Consider the following 19,862-nt stretch of genomic DNA (forward strand, 5'->3'; position numbering starts at 1 on the left):
AAGGGGCTCAGATGGACCGCGTCGGCGATCGTCTCCAACGCCAATGGATGGGGATACCGCTCCTCGATAAACCGCATGGCGAGACGTACCGTTCGCTCTGCGGACAGCCGCCGTTCGGCATTCGTTCGATACCGCGTCAACCGAAGCGTCTCCACGACGAGCAAGGCAAGCCAAGCGTCCGAAGCGCGCTCCCGCTCCGGTGACGGGGAACGGCATTCCTCGATCAGCCGTTCGAACCGCTCCCGCAAGAGCGGGAACCGGTCCTTCGAGGCGATTACGTTCGGGCGGTCGGGCGGCAGGAGACAATCGGGGCGGCAGCCCTCGACGCGAAGGCCTTTATACCCGACGTAATGGAACGCGAACGGACCGGTTGCGTCGGAGCGTTCGCGATGCCAGACGCCGGGAGGAAAGAATACGAGATCACCCTTCTTTGCCGAAACCGCCACGTTCCCGATCTCGTACCAAGCCGTCCCCTCGACGATCAGCAGCAGCTCGCCGTGTTCCTCGTGTCGATGGAGCGGGATGACGGAGACGTCGCCTGCTTTTTTCCGAATCGTGGATGCATACAAGCATTCGGGAGCCGCGAGAAGGAGCGTCATAGTAACGTCGACCTCCATAAATAAGCAAGAATGAGGAGAAAGAAGTCAAGAACAGCGATGGTTCGTTCTCGGAATGTACCATAAAATGACTGTGAAATAAACTATGGGCATTGGGGGATGCGGGATGGCGATGGAATCGGATCGCAAGTTCGAGGAGGTTTTGGAGGAGCTGGGGGCATCGGAACGATCGCTGACGGAAGAGGAACGAATGTCGCTGGACGAACGCGGTTTCGTTGTATTTCACGACGTGCTGGACGATGGGACGCTGTGCGCGCTGCGGGAGAAATACGAGGAGTTGATGCGTAAGGAAGGCGCTTCCGCGGGAATGGAGGTTCATCAAGAACAGGGGACGCGTCGATTGTCCGATCTGGTGAACAAGGGAGAGGTCTTTGACGCGGTCTACCTGCATCCGAAAGTGCTCGCCGCCGCGCGCCAAATCATCGGAAGACCGTTCCAGCTCTCCTCGTTGAACGCTCGCGACGCGATTCCCGGGGAAGGCTTGCAGGCGCTTCATGCCGATTGGGGCCGGAGACGGGCGGACGAACCGTATCATGTATGCAACTCGATCTGGCTGATCGACGATTTCACGGAAGCGAACGGCGCGACGCGCCTCGTGCCGGGAACGCATAAAACCGGCGACGCTCCTGCCGACGTGCTGGCCGATCCGTCGTCGCCGCATCCGGACGAGGTGAAGCTGATCGCGCCGGCGGGCGCCGTTTGCGTATTCAATGCGCACGTGTGGCACGGAGGCACTCTCAATCGGACGGACCGGACGCGACGCGCATTGCACGCGTATTACGTCGCGAGAGAGTGGCCGCAGCAGCTGAATCAAGCCGAGTATATCCGCAAGCGCACGTACGATCGATTGTCTCCCGCCGCCCGCTATATCTTGAACGTGTAAACGACCGTCCTCCTGTGGTAGACTTTAAATAAAAAACGCGACCTGTCCGCGGCCGCCGGGAGCGGCGGGCGTTCTGGAGCGGTCGCGTTTTCCCCAACAAAGGATGGTAGCGATGGAACAGAAACGAATCAGCATCGTGAGCGCGCCGTTCGGGCTCGGCTCGAGCCGGCCGGGCACGGAGCTGGGGCCGGAAAGTATGAAAGCCGCGGGCCTGCTGCGCCAAATCAAGCAGCTCGGTTTCGAAGTGACGGGCGAGCATACGGTCCACGAGCCGAAAGCGGCTTCGTCGGAGGCGGGCGCCTCCTCGAGGATCAAGCATCTGGACGCGGTTCGCGCCATGTCCCGGCGGGTGGCGGACCACGTTTCGGACGCCGTGCGCGAAGGCAGCTTTCCGCTCGTGATCGGCGGCGACCAGAGCGTCTCGATCGGCGCGTTCGCGGGGCTGACGAAGCATTACGAGCGGCTCGGCGCGATTTGCTTCACCGCCTACGGCGGCCTGCTCGACGAAGCGTCGTCGCCGACGGGCGACGCAAACGGCATGCCGCTCGCGATCGCGCTCGGCAAGGCGGGCTTCAAGCTGACGGACGCGATCGAGGGCGCAAGACTGCTGAACAAGGACAACCTGGTCCTCATCGGCGTTCGGCATCTCGAGCCGGAGGAGCGGGAGATCATCCGGAGCGAAGGCATCGCCTTCTTCTCCATGTACGATATCGATAAGCTGGGCATCGAGCGCGTCATCCAGAAGGCGATGGATATCGCGGGGAACGGCACGGACGGCATCCATCTGAGCGTGTCGGCCGACGGCCTCGACCCGCTCGAGGCGCCGGGCGTCGGCTTCCCGATTCCGGGCGGCCTGTCGTACCGGGAGGCGCATTTCGCCTGCGAGCTGCTCGCGGAAACCGGCAAAATCACCTCGATGGACGTCGCGGAGGTGAACGCGTCCCAAGACGAAAACCGCCGCACCGCGCGGCTCGCGGTCGGCCTCGTCATGTCGGCGCTCGGCAAGCGCATCATCTGATGCGCATGGCGGTCCTTGGCGCGGGCTCGATCGGCCTGCTGCTCTCCGGCAGGCTGGCGGAAGCCGGCGCGAACGTGACGCTCCTGTGCCGCACGGAGGCGCAGGCGCAGCGCATCGCCGCCGACGGCGTGGAGGTACGCGCGGCGGACGGCGTCGCCAAGCGCATTCGCCTGCCGGCGGCCCCCGCCGTGCGCCGGGACGGGACGGCGTTCGCCGCCGCTCGCCCGGCGGATTGGGTGCTGCTGGCGTTCAAGCAGACGCATTGGGACGACGCCCTGCTCGCGGCGCTGGCGCACGCGGCGGCTTCAGGCGCCAAGCTCGTCTGCTTCCAGAACGGGCTCGGCCACCTCGAACGGCTCGCTGCGGCCGGCGTTCCGCCGGAAAGAACCTACGTCGCCGTCACGACCGAAGCCGCGAGGCGGGAGGCCGCGAACGTCGTGACGCATACGGGCGCCGGAACGACGCGGCTCGGCTCGGCCGACCGCTCCGCCCCGCTCGATGCGCTGCGGCCGCTCGCGGAACGGCTCGCGGCGGCCGGCTTTGCCGTCGCCGTCGAGCCGGACATCGCCCGCTTCGTCTGGCGCAAGCTGCTCGTCAATGCGGCGATCAATCCGCTGACGGCCCTCTTCGGCGTGCGCAACGGCGAGCTGGCGGCGTCGAAGCCGTACCGGCGCATCATGAGGGCGGTGCTCGGCGAAGCGTTGGCCGTCGCCGAGGCGGCCGGACTCGAGCCGGAGCCGGAGGCGGACGCGTGGCGGCAAGTATTGGACGTCTGCGCGCGGACGGCGGCGAACGATTCCTCCATGCTCCAGGACGTTCGGGCCGGTCGCGAGACGGAAATCGAGTCGATCACCGGCGCGCTGCTGCGCGAAGCGGCTGCCCGCGGCGTGCCCGCCCCCGTGAACGAGGCGGTGTACCGGCTCGTGAAAGCGTGCTCGGAACGGCAAGCGGGGCGGGGATAATTTTCATTCCCGGGATTCATAGAAGTTTCGCTTGCAAAAATCTCCTTTTCGGCATAACATGTTTATAATTACTTCTTATTTAGAATAATTATAAATATGGAGCCGAGGAGGGATCGCGCTTGATCGAGAAAGATTTCCACCATATCAGTCACCGCAAAGAACAGACGAAAACGAAGAAAACGCTGTGGATCACGCTGATCCTGACGCTCGCCTTCACGATCGTCGAGATCGTCGGCGGCCTGCTTTCGAATTCGCTGGCGCTGCTGTCCGATTCGGCGCACATGATTTCGGACGTGTTCGCGCTGGGCCTCAGCATGACCGCGATTTATATGGCCACCCGCAAGCCCAACGGCAAATATACGTTCGGCTACGTCCGTTTCGAGACGATCGCCTCGTTCCTGAACGGCCTCGCGCTCGTTATTATCGCCGGCGGCATTTTCGTGCAAGGCATCGTTCGCGTCATTCGTCCCGAGCCGATCGAGCTTGGCCTCATGCTGGGCATCGCCGCCGTCGGCCTCGTCGTCAACGTCGTCCTGACGGTCGTGCTCAGCCGCAGCATGGAGGAAGAGAAAAATCTCAACGTCCAAAGCGCGCTCTGGCATTTCATCGGCGATCTGCTCAGCTCCGTCGGCGTCATCGTCTCGGCGATCTTGATCTACTTTACCGGCATACTGCTGTTCGACCCGCTGATCAGCATGGTTATCGGCGGCATTATCGCGTCGGGCGGCTATCGTATCGTGAAGGAGTCGTACCGCGTGCTGATGGACACGGTGCCCGATCATCTCGACCTGGAGGCGATCCGCAGCGACATTCTCGCCGTCGAGGGCGTCAAGAACGTGCACGACATGCATGTGTGGACGATTGCGACGGATCAATACTCGCTCACGGCGCACGTCTTCGTGCAGCAAGACATTCAGCCGATGTGCGTGACGCTCGCGGTCGGCGAGATGCTGAACGCGAAGCACGGGATCGCCCATTCGACGATCCAGATCGAGCATCCGCTGCTGCATGACCACGGCGAGTTCGGCAAGGAGCAGTTAAAAACCGTGTCTTAATCGGAAAATGAACGCGAACGACCGCTCCGCGAGGCTCGCAGCCCGTCGGGCGGTCGTTGTTCGTTCCGGAGAGCCGCGCCCGGAGCGGAGCTCTTTGATCCTTATCGTTTTTACCGCGGGAATAAATAGTCGACCAAGCTTTGCTGCATCGCGAAGGCGGAGCCGACGGCAGCCAACGCGTATTGCTGCAGCGTCTTGTTCCGGTCGAGCTGCGCCGCGAGCTTCATCGGATCGACCTCTTGATATTTCGCCACGAGCTTGTCGAGCTCCGTCTGTTTGCTTTCCATTAGGTTCGACCGCGATTCCAAAATAAATTCGCTCGTCCCGAGCCGCTGCTGCAAGCCCGAGAGCGTCTCGGCGGCCGCGTCCAGGCTCGTCAGCGCCGCGTTGGCGTTGCCGACCGACGAGATGCTCGTGTCCTCGAGATCGAGACCGTCGTCGCCTGCCGTCGTGTTCGGCAGCGTCAGCTCGTAAAACTCCCCGTTCGGTCCGGTCGCGATTCGAAGCCCTTCGTCCGCATAGGTGCCGTCCAAGTATTTCGCGCCGCCGATGCCGGCGTTTTCCGCGATCGCATTCAGCTCTTCGGTCAGTTCCTCGTACTGCTCGTTCAGCGCGGCGCGTTCCCCGTTGCTGAGCCCGCCCGCCGTGACGCGTTCGGCCAGCTTTCGCATCTCTTCGATCATTTCTAGTTGCTGCCCGACGGCGTCCTGCACATGGGAGGCGGCCGCCAGTCCTCCGTCGATGTTGTCGAGATACATTTCATAGGAGGCGCTTTCGGTTTCGTACGCCGAGATGCGGCGGAAGAGCTGCGGATCGTCCGAAGGGGAATTGATGCGTTTCCCTGTCGTCAACTGCGTCATGAGCTTATCGTTCGTCTTCTGCAGCCGCTGATAGTTGGAGATCGATTCCAAAATCGATGCGAAAGATATCGTCATGCCGTCCCCCTCCTATCGAATCGCGCGCCGCACGAGCTCGAGCGCTTCGTCGTATCGGCCCCGGTGAACCTGCAGCGATGCCAGCGCGTAGCACGCGATCAAGGCGTCGCAGACTGCGGCGTCCGCGCACGGATGCGCCGCGCTTCGCTTGATCCACGTCGACAGGGCGTTTAGGAGCTTTAAAGCCCGCAGCTCCTTTCGCGCCCGCGCGATCGGCTCCGTCGCGGCGGCCGCTTGCCTGATCGCGACGGCCGCCGCTTCGTGCAGCTTGACGGCGGCGCTCCGCCCGTCCAGCGTCGAGGCGTACGTCTCTTGGTATCCGCGCAGCCGCTCTTGGTATGAAGTTTGTTCCATCGTTCCGTCCCCTTCGCCCGTCTATTTACTCTATCTCTATGTGCGGGAACGAAACATATGCGCGAGATTCGATAGAAAATAGAAAAAGGACCGTCCGCGGCCGGACAGTCCTCTGAGGAGACAATTTATTTCGCGATAATCAGTTCGAGCCCTTGTTCCGCGAACTCTTCGACGACCCCGGGCTTGACGTCGTCGTCGGTGACGAAGGCGTCGATTTGCTCCGGGCTTGCGAATTGAACGAAGGAGTTGGCGCCGATCTTGCTGCTGTCGCACAGCACGATAACTTGCGACGAAATTTTGACCATGATGCGCTTAATTTCGGCTTGATTGATATCGGGCGTCGTACAGCCCTTCTGCAGGCTGAAGCCGTTCGTGCCGAGGAACGCTTTGTCGACGTTCAGCTCCGACAGCAGGTTCGCGGCGAACGGGCCGATCGTGCAATGGAACTTCTTGCGCAGCGTGCCGCCGATAATGACGACTTGTACGCCTTCGAAATCTTCCAAGCAGCGGGCGATCTCGATGTCGTTCACGATGACCGTGACGTTGCGCCGATCCTTCAGCAGCTTGGCGAGCTCGAGCGTCGTCGTGCCGGTATCCAAGATGATAATGTCGCCGTCCTCTACGAATTGCAGCGCCCTGCGGGCGATGGCTTGCTTTTGTTTATGATGCTTTACCGTCTTGTTTTGGTTTTCGAGCTCGAAGCCGACCTTCAGCGTGTCCGGCGGAATGGCGCCCCCGTGCGTCCGCTTGATGAGCCCGTTCGCTTCCAAATCGCGCAGATCGTTGCGGATCGTGGCGGGCGACACCTGGAAATGGGCGATCAAGTCCGGCACGAGCACCTTGCCGCGCTCCTGAACCAATTGGACGATCTCCATCTTTCGCTCCTCGGCGAACAACACGTCCTTGGCGGTTTCTTTGGAATTCGCACCTTCCATAAACATTCCTCTTTCCTCGCGGGATCGCTACGATTATATCATAATATGCCATAAATCGCTATCATCCGTTACAATCGAACAAGAAAATCGAAAAATATTTCATTGACATCCCTTAAAATGTGAAAATATAATAATATAAGATAATAAAAAACAACAAAGAAAAGATAACAACGCGCAAACGAAGGGGAATGACTATGAATCGAAGAGAGATCGGCATCGCGATCATCGGCGCGGGGCGGGCGGGCCTTATCCACGCGCATAACTTTCGCAAGAGCGTTCCTTACGCGCGCTTGGCCGCCGTCGTCGACCCGAACCGCGAAGCGGCGGAAGCCGCGGCCAAGGAGCTGGGCATCGACACGTGGTACGCCTCGTATCGCGACGCGCTCGCGGACGACGCGATCGACGCCGTCGTCGTCGTCACGCCTACGATCTATCATCGGGAGATCGTCGTCGAAGCCGCGAAGGCGGGGAAGCATATTCTTTGCGAGAAGCCGATGGCGATGAACGCCGCGGAGTGCGAGGAGATGATCGCCGCCGCGGCCGAAGCGAAAGTGAACTTGCAGCTCGCGTTCATGCGGCGCTTCGACGCCAGCTTCTTGGACGCGAAAGAGCGGATCGACGCGGGGGAGATCGGGGACATCGTGTCGATCCGGTCGCTCACGCGCGGGCCGAGCACGCCGCAGCCTTGGATGTACGATTTGAAGAAGAGCAACGGGCCGCTCGCCGAGGTGAACAGCCACGACATCGATACGGCGCGCTGGTTTACCGGCTCGGAGTTCGCGAGCGTCCATGCGATCGCCGGCAACTTCCGCTGTCCCGACGCGAAGGCCGACTTCCCGGACTTCTACGATAACGTATTATTGACGGCTCGATTCGAGGACGGCAAGCAAGGCGTGATCGAAGGCGCGCTCCACGTACAATACGGTTACGATTCGAGGGTGGAAATACTCGGCACGCACGGGGTGCTTTTCATCGGGCAGCTGCACGAGAAGACTGTCATGACCGCGACGAAAAACAAACAAATTACCCGGCCGTTCATGAACAGCTGGCGTCATCTGTACAAAGACGCTTATCTTGCGGAGGATACGGAGTTCGTGCAAAGCATTCTAGAACAGCGGGCGCCGAAAGTGACCGGCATCGACGGCATGATGGCGGTCAAGGTCGTGGAAGCGGGCAACCGCTCGATTCGGGAATCGTCCATCGTCCGATTGACGGAATAGGCGGCTGCTCATGATGACAACCAATTAGAGGATGGTGACGAGCTATGCTGGCCGCGCAAATGACGGGCGTTCGTTCGATCCGGCTGCGGGACATCCCCGTGCCCGAGATCCAGGAAGACGAAATTCTTGTGAAGGTCAAGAGCGTCGGAATCTGCGGTACGGATATGAGAATCATCGGGAACGGCTTTCCGGGCATCGACGAGGCCCGGCCTAGGGTACTGGGGCATGAAATCAGCGGCGTCGTCGCGGCCGTCGGCCGCAACGTCGCGAGTTACAAAGAAGGCATGCGCGTCGCGATCGCTCCGAATATCGGGTGCGGGCTTTGCCGAGAATGCATGCGGGGCGATCAGCACCTATGCGCCAAGTATTACGCGCTCGGCGTGCAGATCGACGGCGGCTTCGCGGAGTACGTGAAAATCCCGGCCGCCGCGGTACGCTCCGGCAACGTGTTCGCGCTGCCGGATCACGTCGGCTTCGACGCCGCGGCCGTCAACGAGCCGTTGTCCTGCGTCTATAACGGCATCCGGCTTTGCCCGATCGCCCTCGGCGACGACGTCCTGATTATCGGGGCCGGGCCGATCGGCATCATGTACGCCATGATGGCGAAGCTCGCCGGCGCGGCGCGCGTCATCGTCGCCAATCGCGGCGCGGCGCGGCTCGAGCTCGCCCGCTCCGTCGACCCTAGCTTCGTGACGGTGCAAGCCGACAAGCTGAAGGAGACAATCCACGAGCTGACCGAAGGACGCGGCGTCGACGTCGCCGTCACCGCGAATCCGTCCCCGGAGGCGCAGCAGGTCGCCGTCGAACTCACCGCGATGAACGGGAAAATCAACTTTTTCGGCGGGCTACCGAAGGATAAACAGATGGTATCGATCAATACGAATACGGTGCATTACAAGCAAATTTTGCTGACCGGTTCCACGAAAGCGAACAACGAGCATTTCGGCAGCACGCTGAAGTTTATCTCCTCGGGCATCTTGGACGTCGGCAAGCTCGTGACGGCGCGGTACCCGCTCGACCGGTTCGAGGAGGCGCTCGAGCATGCCTCCAACGGCAGCGGCATGAAGACGGTCATCGCATTCGACGATTAATGAACGCTACAAGGAGGCGGAACGGATGACGGAACGGAAAGACAGGCGGACCCCTTGCGTCGTCAGCCTCGACATCGGCACGCAAGGCGCGAAGGCGGCAGCCCTGACGCGGGACGGCGGTATCCTTGCCGAAGCGTTCGTCTCGTCGAAGCTGATCCGCGGCGCGGGCGGCCTCGTCGAGCAGCGGCCGGACGACCTGTTGGGGGACGCCGTATCGGCGATCGCGCAGTGCGTCGCGGCGCTGCCGCCGGGCTCCGAAGCGAGCGCGGTCGCGCTGAGCGGGCAGATGGCCGGAACGATGGGCGTCGGCTCCGACGGCGAAGCGGTCACGCCGTACGACTCCTGGCTGGATACGCGATGCGAGGCGTATTTCGACGCGATCAAGTCGCTGGGGGAGTCGGCGGTCATCGCGGAAACCGGTTGTCCGGTCACGTACGCGCACGGACCGAAGACGCTATGGTGGAAGCATGAACGTCCGGAGACGTACGCGCGCATCGCGAAATTCGTCGTGCCGACCGCGTACGTCGCCGGCCGATTGACCGGCGCCGGGGCGGACGGGGCGTATATCGATACGACGCATCTTCATTTCTCGGGCTTCGCCGATACGGCCGCCGGGCGATGGTCGGACGGCCTGCTGTCGGCGCTCGGCGTGGAGGCGGAGAAGATGCCGCGCATCGTCGAGCCTTGGGAGCGCATCGGCGGCTTGACGGCCCGGATGGCCGAGGCGTGCGGCCTGCCCGCGGGAACGCCGGTGCTGGCGGGCTGCGGCGATACGGCCGCTTCGACGCTCGGGGCCGGCATCGTCCGCCCCGGCATGCTGTTCGACGTCGCCGGTACCGCCTCGGTGCTCGCCTGCTGCGTGGACGACTTCCGGCCGGACACCGAGCATAAGACGCTCATTACCGCGCGTTCGGTCGTGCCCGGCCTATGGGCGCCGCTCGCGTACATTAACGGCGGCGGCCAATGCATCGCCTGGTTCCGGGATCAGCTGCGGCAAGACGGCGCAGGACCGAATTTCGACGAGCTGAATCGCGGCGCAGCGTCGATGGCGCCGGGCGCCGACGGACTGTTTTTCGTGCCGCATTTCGGCGGACGCGTCTGCCCGAACAATCCGCTGCTTCGCGGGGCGTGGATCGGACTCAATTGGTCGCACGACAAGTACGGCATGTACCGCTCGATTCTCGAATCGATCGCCTACGAGTATCAATTTTACCTCGGTATCGTCGCATCATCGCTGCCCGGCGCGCGGTTCGACGAGGTGCGCGTCGTCGGCGGAGGCGCCAAAGGCGCGCTGTTCAATCAAATTAAAGCGGACGTGCTCGGCATCCCGTACGCCCCGCTGCGGCACGCGGACACCGGCCATCTCGGCAACCTGCTCGTCGCCGGATACGCGCTCGGGTGGCACGACGATTTCGCCGCCGAAGCCGACCGGTTGATCGGCACGTTCGGACGGTTCGAGCCGAATCCTGAGGCGCACCGCGCGTACGAGGCGCCGAAGCGCGCGTACCCGAGGCTGCTCGAAGGCTTGACCGAGCTGCAGCGCGCCGTCCGGGGAGAGGCGAGGCCATGAGCCCGCCGTCTCCGCAGGAGCCGCTCTTCGCCGAAGAGCGCAAGAGCGGCATCGTGGAGCTGGTCAACCGGCGAAAGAAGGCGCTCGTTCCGGAGCTCGTGCGGCATTTCCAAGTGTCGCCGGCGACGATCCGCAACGACCTTCGGGAGCTCGAGCAGCTCGGCCTGCTTCGCCGGACGCACGGCGGCGCCATTCCCGTCGACCTCGCCCGCGTCGGCTTCGAGTCGGAGCACGAGAACAAGAGCGTCGAGAAGAAGGATCGCAAGCAGGCGATCGCCCTCAAGGCGCTCGAACGCGTCGAGGACGGCGACATCGTCCTGCTCGACGCCGGCACGACGACGCTGGAGCTGGCGAAGCTGCTCGGGCGGCGGAAGGACGTCACCGTCGTCGTGAACGACCTTGACATCGCGATCCATCTTGAGAACGTCGAGGGACTGAACGTGATCCTGATCGGCGGGACGCTGCGGAGGCATTTCCATTGTACCGTCGGCACCTTCGCCACGAGCTTGCTTTCCGAGCTGAACGTCGACAAGCTGTTCCTCGGAACGAACAGCTTCAGCGTCGTGAAAGGCTGCACGACGCCGGACATCTCCCAAGCGGAGGTCAAGAGGTTAATGATCCGCGTCACGTCCGAGGTCATCCTGCTTTGCGACAGCAGCAAATTCGGCAAGACGTCGTTCGTGCAGTTCGCGCCGTTGTCCGATATCGACGCCGTCATTACGGACGCCGCGGTCGATGCGAGAGACGTCGACGAGCTGACGGCTCAAGGCATCGACGTCTATGCGGTCGAGTTCGGGGTTCGTCCCTAACGAAATAGGAGGTTATCCAGTATGTTATTGCCTGCACCGGCCGATCGGCCGACGATGTATTTCATCGGCGTAACGACGGGCCAATCGTCGATCATGAAACTGTTTCCGCTGTGGGCGGAGGCGCTCGGCCTGAAGGATGCCGTTATTAAAGGCATCGATATCGAGATCCACGCCGATCCCGCGACGTATATCGAATGCGTCGAGTTCATCAAGCGGGACCCGCTCTCGCTCGGCGCGCTCGTCACGACGCACAAGATCGACCTGTTCCATGCCGCGCGCGGCTCCTTTGACGAATTCGACGCATTCGCGGAGGCGTTCGAGGAAGTGTCGTCGATTTCCAAGCGCGGCAGTCGTTTGATCGGTCACGCGAAGGATCCGATCACGAGCGGGCTCGCGATGGAAGCGTTCATCCCGAAGGGCCATTGGGCCGGCGGCGGGGAGGCGTTCCTGATGGGCGCCGGCGGCAGCGCGCTCGCCATCGCGTCGTGGCTCACCGATCCGCCCCGCGGCGGCGACGTGCCGTCGAAAATTATCGTGAGCAATCGGAGCGAGCCGCGCCTTCGCTCGGCCGAGAAGCTGCTCGGCCGCATCGATACGCCCGTACCGTTCGAGTACGTCCTGTGCCCGGAGCCGGCGGACAACGACGCCGTGCTCGCGCGCCTTGCGCCGGGCTCGCTCGTCGTCAACGCGACCGGCCTCGGCAAAGACCGCCCCGGCTCGCCGCTGACGGACGCTGCGGCGTTCCCGGACCGCGCGCTCGTGTGGGAGCTGAACTATCGGGGCGAGCTCGATTTCATGCACCAGGCGAACCGCCAGAAGGAAGCAAGAAGTCTGCATGTCGAGGACGGCTGGATCTACTTCCTGCACGGCTGGACGCAGGTGATCGCCGAGGTGTTCGACCTCGAGATGACGGCGGAGCGCTTCGCGGCGTGCGAGCGCATCGCGGCCGCCCAGCGCAAATAACGCCCGAAGAAACTTACCGAATCCGAACGAGGAGGAACCGCCATGTCCGCGTTTTCCGCGACACCCGGCCAAGCGCCGGCGGCGCTGGCGCCGTTCAGCGTCTACTTTAGCCTTAACAACGGTCTTTCCGACACGAAGCCTTCCTTGAAGCGCCATCTCTCCAAGATGGCGGGCATGTACGCCGACGATGCGGCGTACCGCGCCATGCTGGAGAAGGAAGACACGCTGTTGTACGAGTTTTACGATCTCGGCGTACCCGAGGCCGAAGGCAATTTGGCGTTCGGCACGAGCATCGTCTATCCCGGCAAAGTCGGGGACGAATATTTCATGACGAAGGGCCACTTCCATACGATTCTCGACACGGCGGAGGTGTATTATTGCATCGGCGGCAAGGGGTATATGCTGATGGAAAACCCGGAAGGCGACGTGCGCATCGAGGAATTTACGCCCGGGCTCGCCGTGTACGTGCCCGGCCGTTACGCGCATCGCAGCATTAACGTCGGCGCGGAGCCGCTGATAACGTTTTACGTATTCCGCGCGGACGCCGGCCACGATTACGGCAGCATCGAGACGAAAGGCTTCCGCAAAATCGTCGTCGAGCGGGACGGAACGCCGTCCGTCATCGACAACCCGAAGTGGAAGTGACGCGATATGACCGGAACGCCTTATAGGATTTTGGTCACGCCGCGGTCGTTCGGCAAGAACGATCCGGAACCGTTCCGAATGCTGGAGCGGGCCGGCTTCGAGATCGTCCGCAACCCGCAAGGCCGCATCCTTACGCGCGTAGAGATGCGCGAGGCGGCGCGCGACGTCGACGGCATCGTCGTCGGCGTCGACCCGCTCGACCGCGAAGTGCTGGAGGCCGCCCCAAAGCTGAAAACGGTCGCCAAATACGGCGTCGGCACCGACAATATCGACATGGACTATTGCCGCGAACGCGGCATCCGCGTCACGACGACCGTCGGCGCGAACGCCGAGGCGGTCGCCGACTTCGCGCTCGCGCTCATGCTGGCGGCGGCGCGCCGAATCGTGCCGATCGACGCGGGCTGCCGGCGCCTCGAATGGGGCAAGGTGACCGGCGTCGACCTGCACCGCCGCACGCTCGGCCTCGTCGGCATGGGCATGATCGGCAAGGGCGTCGCGCGGCGGGCGCGGGGCTTCGACATGCGCATCCTCGCGTACGACATGGCCCGCGACGAGGCGTTCGCGCGCGAGACGGGCGTCGAGTACGTCGACGATTTGAGAGAGCTCGCCTCGAATGCCGACTTTATCAGCCTGCACTTGCCGCTCACGCCGTCGACCCACAATCTCTTTAACGCGGAGCTGCTCTCGCTGATGAAGCCGACGGCGGTGCTCGTCAACACGGCGCGCGGCGGGCTCATCGACGAGGACGCCTTGTACGATGCGCTGAAGCACAAAAAAATTTGGGGTGCGGGGCTCGACGTGTTCGAGCAAGAGCCCCCGGAAAACCGTAAGCTGCTCGAGCTCGACAATCTCGTCATCGGCTCGCACACGGCGGCTTCCACGTTTCAAGCGATCGATAATATGGGGCTGATGGCCGCGACGTCGCTGGTCGACTTTTTCCGAAACTATGCTCAAGGGGGAACGAACGAATGAAGCTCGGAATCCACGCCTACGCTTGGTGCTCGCAATGGACGAACGACACGCTGGACCTCATCGATCGGGTGAAGGGGCTCGGCCTCGATTTCATCGAAATTCCGCTCATGACGCTGGACACGTTCGATGCCGCGGCGGTCAAGGCGCGGCTCGACCAGGTCGGCCTCGAGGCGGTCACGTCGACCGTGCTGCTCGGCGATACCGATATCACGAGCTCCGACCCGGCCATCCGGGCGAAGGGGCTGCAATACTTGAAGGATTGCATCGATGCGACGGCCGCCATCGGCGCGACGAGCTTCTCGGGCGTCGTCTACTCGCAGCACGTGAAGGCGGCGAAGGCGCGTCCGACGGACGACGAGTGGGCGTGGTCCGCGGCGGCGCTTAAGGAAGCGGCGTTATACGCGCAGCGCGTCGGCGTGACGATCGGGCTCGAGCCGGTCAATCGGTACGAGTCGTACCTCGTCAACACGTGCGAGCAGGCGCTGCGCCTGAAGGAGATGATCGGCGAGCCGAACATCCGGGTGCACCTCGACACGTATCACATGAACATCGAAGAGAAAAGCTTTTACGAAGCGACCATGAAAGCTGGCGCCGACCTGATCCATTACCACCTCTGCGAAAACGACCGCGGCATCCCCGGCACCGGACTCGTGGACTGGGACGGCATGTTCCGCGCGCTCGGCGAACTGAAATACGACGGCTACGCGGCGCTCGAGTCGTTCGTCGACGTGACGGACAACATGAACACATGGGTATGGCGGCAGCTCGCGCCGAACGGCGACACGCTCGTGCGCGAAGGCGTCGCGTTCATTAAGAGCAAGATGGCACAATACGGCTTGCAATAGGGGGAGAGACGTATGCAGCAATATCCGAAAATCGGCATCCGCCCGATCATCGATCGCCGCAAGCTCGTTAAGGCGGCGACCCGCCACGTCGTGCTCGGCCTCGCGAACGAAGTCGCTTCGTTGCTGAGCGCAAACTTGCGCTATCCGAATGGGGAGCCGGTCGAGTGCGTGCTCGCCGACGACGCCATCTCCGGCATGCCGGAAGCGGCGAAGGCGACGGAGAAATTCCGCCGCGAGGGCGTCGGCGTCGTGATCACGGTCGCTTCGGGCTGGTGCTATCCGCTCGAGACGATGGAGATGAATGCGGAATGGCCGCACGCGATTTGGGGCTTCAACGGCACGGAGCGCCCTGGCGCCGTCTATCTCGCCGCGCTGCACGCCGCGCATAACCAGAAGGGGCTGCCGGCATTCAAGATTTACGGCCGCGAGGTGCAGGATATGGACGATAACACCGTGCCGGAGGACGTGAAGGCGAAGCTGCTGCAATTCGGCAAGGCGGCGCTGGCCGCGGCCACGATGCGGGGCAAGTCGTACCTGTCGATCGGCTCGGTGTCCATGGGCATTGCCGGCTGCATTGTCGACGATTCGTTTTACCAGCATTACCTTGGCATGAAGAACGCCTACGTCGACATGACGGAGGTGACGCGCCGCATCGACAAGGGCATCTATGACCCCGAGGAATACGAGCGCGCGCTCGCTTGGGTGAAGGAGCATTGCGCGGAGGGCGACGACCCGAACCCGGAGGATATGCGCATTCCGCGGGAGCAGAAGGATCGCAATTGGGAGTTCGTCGTGAAGACGGCGCTCATCGTGCGCGACCTCATGGTCGGCAATCCGAAGCTGGCCGAGATGGGCTACGAAGAAGAGGCGTATGGGTACAACGCGATCGCGGCGGGCTTCCAGGGGCAGCGCGAGTGGACGGACCACTTCCCGAGCGCCGACTTCCTCGAGGCGATTCTCACGTCGTCTTTCGACTGGAACGGCACAAGAGAGCCCTACATCGTCGCCACCGAAAACGACAACCTGAACGCCGTCACCATGCTGTTCAATCATCTGATTTCCCACACGGCGCAAATTTTTGCGGACGTGCGAACGTACTGGAGCCCCGAAGCGGTGAAGCGGGTAACCGGCGAGACGCTGCAAGGCGCGGCCGCGAACGGCATTCTTCACCTGATTAACTCCGGTCCGGCGGCGCTCGACGGCACCGGCGAGCAGCGCATCGAGGGCAAGCCCGCCATGAAGCCGCATTGGGAGATTACGCCGGAGGAAGTCGAGGCGTGCCTCAAGGCGACCTCGTGGCGCCCGACCTACATGGATCAGTTCGTCGGCGGCGGCTACTCGACCGACTTCCTGACTAAGGGCGGCATGCCGGTTACGATGAGCCGCATCAACCTTGTGGAAGGGCTCGGCCCGGTGCTGCAGCTGGCGGAAGGCTACACGGTCGAGCTGCCGGCGCACGTGCACGACAAGCTTGATGCGCGTACGACCCCGACATGGCCGACGACGTGGTTCGCGCCGATCCTCGTCGACGGCGACCCGGTCTTCTCCGATGTCTACGGCGTCATGGAAAACTGGGGCTCCAACCATTGCGCGATCAGCTACGGCCACATCGGCGGCGAGCTCCTCACGCTCGCGTCGATCCTGCGCATCCCCGTGAACATGCATAACGTGCCGCGGGAGCGCATCTTCCGCCCGAGCGCGTGGAGCGCGTTCGGCACGAAGGACCCCGAGGGCGCCGATTACCGGGCTTGCGCGACCTACGGTCCGCTGTACAAATAATGACGACGGCGCGCATTCGAACGATCCGCGGGGATATCCCCGCGGACGATTTCGGCTTTTGCCACAGTCACGAGCACGCGTTCCTTGCGGGCGGGCATCCGGCAACGCTCAGCCCCGTCCTTCGCATCGACGATTACGACGCGACGGTGGCGGAGCTGCGCGAGTTCCGCGCCGCGGGCGGCCGCGCCATGGTCGACTGCCAACCGCTCGGCTGCGGCCGCATGGAGCGCGAGTTGTTTCTTGCGTCGACTGAGACGGAAGTGCACCTCGTGGCGTCGACAGGGTTCCACAAGCTCGCGATGTATCCCGAGGGGCATTGGATCCGGACGACATCCGAGGAGCGGTTGAAGGACATCTTCGTCCATGAGCTGACAGAGGGGATGTACACAGGAACCGATACCCGCGAGCCGGAGGCAGCGATCGACACCAATGACGGCATCGCCAAGCTGGCGGTCGACGCCAAAGCCGGCATCATCAAGACGGCGGTCGACGCGGACCGGATGGCCGACCCGGACAAACGCTGGTTCGCGGCGGCTGCCGCCGCTTCGCTCGCGACGGGCGCCCCGATCGTGTGCCATACGGAAACGCACGAAGAAGCAATCTGGCTGGCAGATTACTACATGACGAAGGGCGTCGAGCCTCGGAAAATCATCTTGTGCCATCTCGATCGAACGACCGAGCGGCCGGAGACGCACCGCGAATTGGCTCGGCTCGGCTGCTACCTGGAATACGACACGATCGGGCGCTTCAAATACCACTCGGACGAAGAGGAGGCCGAGCTATTGCTTCGCATGCTGGACTGGGGCCTCGCCGACCGCATCCTCCTCAGCCTCGATACGACGCGCGCGCGCCTTAAGCATTATGGCGGGGACATCGGCTGGACGTACTTGCTCGATCGCTTCCTGCCAATGCTGCGCGACCGCTACGGCGTCGCCGACGCGGACATCCACCGTTGGATGGTCGCCAATCCCGCTGAAGCGTTCGCCTTCATATAACAACGCGTGTGAGCCGTCCCCTTCGCGGGCGACGGCTTCTTCGCGCTGTCCCGCACCCACCTTTCCAACCTGTTTCCCTCAACTCAGCGCCAGCCCGGCCATCCGACGAACCGTCAGCCCCCCTCTCTGCCACTGCCTTTCCAACCTGATTCCCTCAACTCAGCGGCGCCCGTCCGGACGACGACACATCTGCCACCCTGCGACTGCCTTTCCAACCTGTTTCCCTTAACTCAGCGCCAGCCCGGCCATCCGACGACACATTTGCCACCCTGCGACTACCTTTCCAACCTGTTTCCCTTAACTCAGCGCCAGCCCGGCCATCCGACGACACATTTGCCGCCCTGCGATTGCCTTTCCAACCTGATTCCTTCGATTCAGCGGCAGCCCGTCCGGGCGACGACACCGTATTACACCGTTCCGCGCCGCCACTTTCCAACCTATTTCCTATAGCACAGAGCCCACGTCGGCATACATGGAACTTAAGAAGGGTAGGGAGATGGGCCGCCTTTAACGCCCGAACTGAACTGAGTAGAAGGAAAAAGGTTAGAAAGAAAAAGGGAGCAACTAGGCAGTACAATGAGGATTCCGGCGGGTTCAGCTGAGCAGAAGGAAAAAGGTTAAAAAGGAGCGGGGAGCAACTAGGCAATACAACAAGGATTCCGGCGGGTGCAGCTGAGCAGAAGGAAAAAGGTTAGATAGAAGCGGGAAATAACTAGGCATTACAACGAGGCTGCCGGCGGGTGCCACTGAGTAGAAGGAAAAAGGTTAGAAAGAAGAAGGGAGCAACTAGGCAGTACAATGAGGATTCCGGCGGGTGCAGCTGAGCAGAAGGAAAAAGGTTAGAAAGAAGCGGGGAACAACTAGGCAGTACAACGAGGCTGCCGGCGGGTGCCACTGAGTAGAGAGAAAAACGTTAGAAAGAGCGGGGAACCCCGGCCATGGATATCGAAGCGGCGGGGTTCGACCCGGAGGCATGGGGCCGGTTAGGTCGGTTGGGCGGCTCGTTCTCGGAGCTCGGCCTCGAAGCGTTCTTTGACGGAGTCGTTGCTGCCTTGCGTCGAGAGGCGGATTTCACGGTATTCCCGGACGAGGGCGCGGATCGTCTCCAACTCGTCTCGCTCGGCCGCTTCGCCGACGGATTCGATGACGGAATGGCCGAGCGCTTCGCAGGCCTCGCGGAAGGCGGCGTCGGGGTCGGACGTTTTCCGATAGTCTTGGTAATATCTTTTCAGTCGTTCGATCAGCGTTTCGTCCCGATGGGCGGTCATGCATGTTCCACCTTTCCTGATTCTCCCTAATACGATGTCCGGAAACGAGAGTTTTATGTGTGCAAGCGATTACGGTATAATCGAAAATAACTACGGCAACGGACAAGGAGTCATCGTATGCTTATCGTAAACAACCTGACGAAATCGTTCGACGATGTGCAAGTGCTCAGAGGCGTCGATTTGGAAGTCAATCGGGGGGACTTCGTCGCGGTGATCGGCGGCAGCGGGAGCGGGAAGAGCACGCTGCTGCGCTGCCTCCTCGGGCAGGAGAAGCCGGACGGCGGCGATGTGGTGTTCCAGGGCGTAAATTTGGCGAAGGCATCTTGGTGGACGAGGTGGGAAGCGAGCAAGGACTGGTCGGTCATCGGCTCGACGGATCAGCTGAACGGACGCCGGTCCGCATTCCGCAACGTCGTGGTCGGCCGTTTCCGGCAGTTCTCGTTCTGGCGGCAGCTGCTCGGCGGCAAGCCGTCGGAAGAGGAGCATGTGCGCGCGATGGATTATCTCGAGCAGGTCGGCTTGCTCGATAAGGCGAGTCAGCCGGTAGAGAAGCTGAGCGGCGGGGAGAAGCAGCGGGTGCTGATCGCGCGGGCGCTGTCGCGGGGCGCGAAGCTGATCGTCGCGGACGATCCGGTATCGAATTTGGACCCGCATTCGGCGGAGCGCATCATGGAAAGCTTCAAGGAGCTGTATCGGCGGGAGACGGTGACGGTCGTGTGCGCGCTGCAAAATATCGAGATGGCCGAGAAATACGCGTCCCGCATCGTCGGTCTCGTCGACGGCCGCGTCGAATTCGACATTCGCGCGCGGCGGCTGACCGGCGCGGAGCGGAATAAGCTGTTGTCGTAACGCGCGCAATGCCAAAAAAAAACCTCCACCTACTTCGGTTGAACGCCAGAGGCTTCTGGCGATCGAACCCGGATAGGGGAGGTTTTCCTTTTTATGC

General features: G+C 62.4%; 20 protein-coding genes. 15 read left to right on the forward strand and 5 right to left on the reverse strand.

The window, feature by feature from the left end; all coding sequences use genetic code 11:
* Positions 1 to 599: cupin domain-containing protein (locus VEZ38_RS09480; RefSeq protein ID WP_324893110.1), on the reverse strand; the 599-nt coding region annotated here is incomplete at its 3' end.
* Positions 600 to 723: 124 nt separating this feature from the next.
* Between VEZ38_RS09480 and VEZ38_RS09485 the strand changes: the two genes are divergently transcribed.
* The 4 genes from VEZ38_RS09485 (at position 724) to VEZ38_RS09500 (ending at position 4,535) form a co-directional block, all read left to right on the forward strand.
* The gene (locus VEZ38_RS09485) at positions 724 to 1,500 is read left to right on the forward strand and encodes a phytanoyl-CoA dioxygenase family protein (protein WP_324893111.1); all 777 of its coding nucleotides are present in this window, start codon (positions 724 to 726) and stop codon (positions 1,498 to 1,500) included.
* Positions 1,501 to 1,612: 112 nt separating this feature from the next.
* Entirely contained in the window at positions 1,613 to 2,518 is a 906-nt protein-coding gene (gene rocF, locus VEZ38_RS09490; RefSeq protein ID WP_324893112.1) for an arginase, read from the forward strand.
* A complete protein-coding gene (locus VEZ38_RS09495; protein ID WP_324893113.1) occupies positions 2,518 to 3,480 on the forward strand; it encodes a 2-dehydropantoate 2-reductase in 963 nt (320 codons plus the stop codon). The genes rocF and VEZ38_RS09495 overlap by 1 nt, the downstream gene beginning before the upstream one ends.
* Before the next feature lie 119 nt (positions 3,481 to 3,599).
* Positions 3,600 to 4,535: a cation diffusion facilitator family transporter gene (locus VEZ38_RS09500; RefSeq protein WP_324893114.1), complete on the forward strand. Its 936-nt coding sequence runs from the start codon at positions 3,600 to 3,602 to the stop codon at positions 4,533 to 4,535.
* A gap of 110 nt (positions 4,536 to 4,645) precedes the next feature.
* On the opposite strand, the gene VEZ38_RS09505 is transcribed toward VEZ38_RS09500, so the two are convergent.
* The 3 genes from VEZ38_RS09505 to VEZ38_RS09515 all read right to left on the reverse strand — a co-directional run bounded on the left by VEZ38_RS09505 (position 4,646) and on the right by VEZ38_RS09515 (position 6,759).
* Positions 4,646 to 5,470, reverse strand: coding sequence for a flagellin (locus VEZ38_RS09505; RefSeq protein WP_324893115.1), 825 nt, complete (start codon positions 5,468 to 5,470; stop codon positions 4,646 to 4,648).
* Positions 5,471 to 5,482: 12 nt separating this feature from the next.
* Positions 5,483 to 5,824, reverse strand: a complete 342-nt coding sequence (locus VEZ38_RS09510; protein ID WP_324893116.1) for a hypothetical protein — start codon at positions 5,822 to 5,824, stop codon at positions 5,483 to 5,485.
* A 125-nt stretch (positions 5,825 to 5,949) separates the two neighbouring features.
* Positions 5,950 to 6,759 (reverse strand): DeoR/GlpR family DNA-binding transcription regulator, encoded by an 810-nt coding sequence (locus VEZ38_RS09515; RefSeq protein ID WP_324893117.1) that lies wholly within the window; start codon positions 6,757 to 6,759, stop codon positions 5,950 to 5,952.
* A 194-nt stretch (positions 6,760 to 6,953) separates the two neighbouring features.
* On the opposite strand from VEZ38_RS09515, the gene VEZ38_RS09520 reads away from it, so the two are divergent.
* From VEZ38_RS09520 to VEZ38_RS09565, 10 genes are read left to right on the forward strand one after another with little or no spacing between them, the layout of a single operon-like run.
* Positions 6,954 to 7,979 carry a Gfo/Idh/MocA family oxidoreductase gene (locus VEZ38_RS09520; protein WP_324893118.1) on the forward strand — a complete coding sequence of 342 codons (1,026 nt, stop codon included), beginning with the start codon at positions 6,954 to 6,956 and terminating at the stop codon, positions 7,977 to 7,979.
* Between the two features lie 44 nt (positions 7,980 to 8,023).
* Complete coding sequence (locus VEZ38_RS09525) at positions 8,024 to 9,070, forward strand: alcohol dehydrogenase catalytic domain-containing protein (protein WP_324893119.1); 1,047 nt, start codon at positions 8,024 to 8,026, stop codon at positions 9,068 to 9,070.
* Positions 9,071 to 9,095: 25 nt separating this feature from the next.
* Positions 9,096 to 10,640 carry a xylulokinase gene (locus VEZ38_RS09530; protein WP_324893120.1) on the forward strand — a complete coding sequence of 515 codons (1,545 nt, stop codon included), beginning with the start codon at positions 9,096 to 9,098 and terminating at the stop codon, positions 10,638 to 10,640.
* Complete coding sequence (locus VEZ38_RS09535) at positions 10,637 to 11,449, forward strand: DeoR/GlpR family DNA-binding transcription regulator (protein WP_324893121.1); 813 nt, start codon at positions 10,637 to 10,639, stop codon at positions 11,447 to 11,449. The genes VEZ38_RS09530 and VEZ38_RS09535 overlap by 4 nt, the downstream gene beginning before the upstream one ends.
* 21 nt (positions 11,450 to 11,470) lie before the next feature.
* Positions 11,471 to 12,412 carry a shikimate dehydrogenase gene (locus tag VEZ38_RS09540; protein ID WP_324893122.1) on the forward strand — a complete coding sequence of 314 codons (942 nt, stop codon included), beginning with the start codon at positions 11,471 to 11,473 and terminating at the stop codon, positions 12,410 to 12,412.
* A gap of 42 nt (positions 12,413 to 12,454) precedes the next feature.
* Positions 12,455 to 13,057, forward strand: a complete 603-nt coding sequence (locus VEZ38_RS09545; protein ID WP_324893123.1) for a glucose-6-phosphate isomerase — start codon at positions 12,455 to 12,457, stop codon at positions 13,055 to 13,057.
* A 6-nt stretch (positions 13,058 to 13,063) separates the two neighbouring features.
* Positions 13,064 to 14,029 carry a phosphoglycerate dehydrogenase gene (locus VEZ38_RS09550; protein ID WP_324893125.1) on the forward strand — a complete coding sequence of 322 codons (966 nt, stop codon included), beginning with the start codon at positions 13,064 to 13,066 and terminating at the stop codon, positions 14,027 to 14,029.
* The gene (locus VEZ38_RS09555) at positions 14,026 to 14,874 is read left to right on the forward strand and encodes a sugar phosphate isomerase/epimerase family protein (protein ID WP_324893126.1); all 849 of its coding nucleotides are present in this window, start codon (positions 14,026 to 14,028) and stop codon (positions 14,872 to 14,874) included. Before VEZ38_RS09550 ends, VEZ38_RS09555 begins: the two co-directional genes overlap by 4 nt.
* Positions 14,875 to 14,886: 12 nt before the next feature.
* Entirely contained in the window at positions 14,887 to 16,653 is a 1,767-nt protein-coding gene (locus tag VEZ38_RS09560; protein WP_324893127.1) for an L-fucose isomerase, read from the forward strand.
* Positions 16,653 to 17,648, forward strand: a complete 996-nt coding sequence (locus VEZ38_RS09565; protein ID WP_324893128.1) for a hypothetical protein — start codon at positions 16,653 to 16,655, stop codon at positions 17,646 to 17,648. The genes VEZ38_RS09560 and VEZ38_RS09565 overlap by 1 nt, the downstream gene beginning before the upstream one ends.
* A 983-nt stretch (positions 17,649 to 18,631) precedes the next feature.
* On the opposite strand, the gene VEZ38_RS09570 is transcribed toward VEZ38_RS09565, so the two are convergent.
* On the reverse strand, positions 18,632 to 18,916 hold the full coding sequence (locus tag VEZ38_RS09570) for a hypothetical protein (protein ID WP_324893129.1): 285 nt from the start codon (positions 18,914 to 18,916) through the stop codon (positions 18,632 to 18,634).
* Between the two features lie 117 nt (positions 18,917 to 19,033).
* Between VEZ38_RS09570 and VEZ38_RS09575 the strand changes: the two genes are divergently transcribed.
* Complete coding sequence (locus VEZ38_RS09575; RefSeq protein WP_324893130.1) at positions 19,034 to 19,765, forward strand: phosphonate ABC transporter ATP-binding protein; 732 nt, start codon at positions 19,034 to 19,036, stop codon at positions 19,763 to 19,765.
* The last annotated feature ends 97 nt before the right edge of the window (positions 19,766 to 19,862 follow it).

This window comes from Paenibacillus sp. (genome assembly GCF_035645235.1).
Taxonomy (GTDB): Bacteria; Bacillota; Bacilli; order Paenibacillales; family YIM-B00363; genus Paenibacillus_AE.